Genomic DNA, 2,377 nt, shown 5'->3' on the forward strand with positions numbered 1-2,377 from the left:
TATAACAACGTAGAAGAGGCAGGAATTGATGCTTTTAGAACCGTAGCAAGGTCTGTTCAAACTCATTATGAATCTATCTTAAACTTCTTCGATAACAGAAGTACTAACGCTTCGGCAGAATCTTTCAATGCTAAGGTCAAAGCTTTTAGAGCCACTTTAAGAGGCGTTAGAGATACTGCTTTCTTCCTATTCAGACTTGCTAAAATATATGCCTGACTTTTTTATCCCCCAACTTTTCGGACTGATCCTAGATTATGTAAGCAAAATACATGTTGGTAATCTCTTTAAATAGAAAAACCTGATATTTCTATCAGGTTTTTGTGGGAGTTACTGGGTTCGAACCAGTGACCCTCTGCTTGTAAGGCAGATGCTCTGAACCAGCTGAGCTAAACTCCCTTTTTGCTTTGCGTTAACCTTTAGATCAACCCCCTTGCGTTTGGGTCTGCAAATATAGAAGCTTTGATCTATTCTTCAAAAAATATTTTACATTTTATTTTAAGACACTATAATTTAGCTGGTTATGTTTTCAGGAATGCTTAATTTGACTTTGCATCGCTGTATGTTGCCCCGGGCCTGGGGTCTTCGGGGAGGATTTCCATATCGGGATCTTTTATATATCCGGCATACCATTGTATGGCATCTACAAGGTCAAGGGCATCGTCGGCCGCTACGTTTATGGTTTCAAAAGCATATAATTTATCGTTGGCGTACCCGTATAATTGAATTTCATTATCATCCGGACTAAAGCGTTCTTCATCAAGGCAAAATACCCTCACTTTCAAACGGGTATCCCGCGAATGAATGATGTCCCGGCAAGGGTTTTTAGGGTCGGTTGCCAATAAGTAAACGTTATGGTCCATAAAAAGATTAACAATGTTTAAGGTTTATGGTTTCTGTAATGTTCATTTATATTAAAAAGCGGCATGCCCGGCTTTTATATTTTTAACTTACGGATATCGGCTTATTTACCAGTTGGTTGAGTAAAAAGTCTACATAGTTGGGGGAAGTATTTCTACAATGCACGAAAGTGGTCAAACAAAAAGTGACATTTTATGGGTTTTGAGGCCGATTTTGTTTTGGCATTGCATTTGAATTCAATATAATACCCTTCTCAAAGGGTTGTTTTTCATAGGTAGATGTAGGGCCGAAAAAACTGCGAGAGTTTTTTCGGTCTTTTTTATTTAAAATAATTTTGTTCCGTCCATTTCTGGCGTTGTTGGTTTGCACGGCTTACAAACTTGCCGGCAGTTTAAAATGCTTTTAATAGAGATACCGTTGCAGCCGCACCAGGTGATGAGTAGTGAAGAATTCCCAGGCATTGGAGCTGTCAATAGGTTCCTCTATCATAAAACAACAAAGCTTTCAATTGATTGAGCAAGCGTTATTTACCGGGCGGTTTTAATGGCCGCCAGGCTTCTTTGTGCGTTTTTATTTGGTAAGTCCTTTTACGCCAAACTGTATAAGGTCATCGGGTCTTATAAAACCCACTGTACCATAAACGGCTTTACCTTTTGAATTGAGTATAATAAGGGTGGGATAAGCTCGCAATCCCCAGGCCGATGCCAGTTTCGGGCCATCGCCTTTTTCCATATCAATGGCTACATTAATAAAATTATTGTTATAAAACTCGGCTACTTTGTTGTTTTTAAAAGTGGTTGCCTTCAACATTTTACAGGGGCCACACCAGCTGGCGTAGGCATCAACAAAAATATATTTATTTTTAGCGGAGGCCTGTTTAATAGCCTCGCCAAGGGAATTTTCGATAAAATTTATCTCGCTGGAGTTTTTGGAGCCCTGTGCTTTGGCATCTGAAAAGCCCAAAAAGGTAAGCACGATTAAAGAGGCGATAAAACGGGGCAGATTGGATAGGTGTTTCATAATTTATAAAAGGGTTATTGCTGCAATAAAAATAGCACATATAAAACCAAAAACAGGTGTTTATATGTGCTATTAAAAATATGTTTAAAGCCGATTTTTAATTTGCCGGCTTTTTGTCGCGTTGCTGTTGCTGACGTTGCTGCTGTTGTTGCTGACGCTGCTGTGCCGCCTGTTGCTGGCGTTGCTGCTGCTGTGCCTGCTGTTGTTGCTGACGCTCCTGTGCCGCCTGTTGCTGGCGTTGCTGCTGCTGTGCCTGCTGTTGTTGCTGACGCTCCTGTGCTGCCTGTTGCTGGCGTTGCTGCTGCTGTGCCTGCTGTTGTTGCTGACGCTGCTGTGCCGCCTGTTGCTGGCGTTGCTGCTGCTGTGCCTGCTGTTGTTGCTGACGCTCCTGTGCTGCCTGTTGCTGGCGTTGTTGCTGCTGGGCCTGCTGTTGTTGCTGACGCTCCTGTGCTGCCTGTTGCTGGCGTTGTTGCTGCTGGGCCTGCTGTTGTTGCTGACG

At 42.4% G+C, this 2,377-nt stretch carries 4 protein-coding genes and 1 tRNA gene; 1 reads left to right on the top strand and 4 read right to left on the bottom strand.

Going from position 1 to position 2,377, the window contains the following annotated elements; genetic code table 11:
• Positions 1 to 216 (top strand): transposase (locus AC1DXF_RS29300; protein WP_477447344.1); only part of this gene is annotated, 216 nt, incomplete at its 5' end.
• A 105-nt stretch (positions 217 to 321) separates the two neighbouring features.
• On the opposite strand, the gene AC1DXF_RS29305 is transcribed toward AC1DXF_RS29300, so the two are convergent.
• The 4 genes from AC1DXF_RS29305 to AC1DXF_RS29320 form a co-directional block, all read right to left on the bottom strand.
• Positions 322 to 396: transfer RNA gene (locus AC1DXF_RS29305), tRNA-Val, on the bottom strand.
• A gap of 140 nt (positions 397 to 536) precedes the next feature.
• Positions 537 to 860 carry a hypothetical protein gene (locus AC1DXF_RS29310; protein ID WP_477452230.1) on the bottom strand — a complete coding sequence of 108 codons (324 nt, stop codon included), beginning with the start codon at positions 858 to 860 and terminating at the stop codon, positions 537 to 539.
• 568 nt (positions 861 to 1,428) lie between these two features.
• Positions 1,429 to 1,878 carry a thioredoxin family protein gene (locus tag AC1DXF_RS29315; protein ID WP_477452231.1) on the bottom strand — a complete coding sequence of 150 codons (450 nt, stop codon included), beginning with the start codon at positions 1,876 to 1,878 and terminating at the stop codon, positions 1,429 to 1,431.
• A 97-nt stretch (positions 1,879 to 1,975) separates the two neighbouring features.
• The coding region (locus AC1DXF_RS29320) for a hypothetical protein (RefSeq protein WP_477452232.1) at positions 1,976 to 2,377 on the bottom strand (402 nt) is incomplete at its 5' end.

This window comes from Mucilaginibacter sp. P2_A5 (assembly GCF_056404995.1).

Bases quoted from the DNA above. Each gene is read 5' to 3' on its own strand.
- AC1DXF_RS29310 (WP_477452230.1), bottom strand. From the start codon at position 860: ATGGACCATAACGTTTACTTATTGGCAACCGACCCTAAAAACCCTTGC.
- AC1DXF_RS29315 (WP_477452231.1), bottom strand. From the start codon at position 1,878: ATGAAACACCTATCCAATCTGCCCCGTTTTATCGCCTCTTTAATCGTG.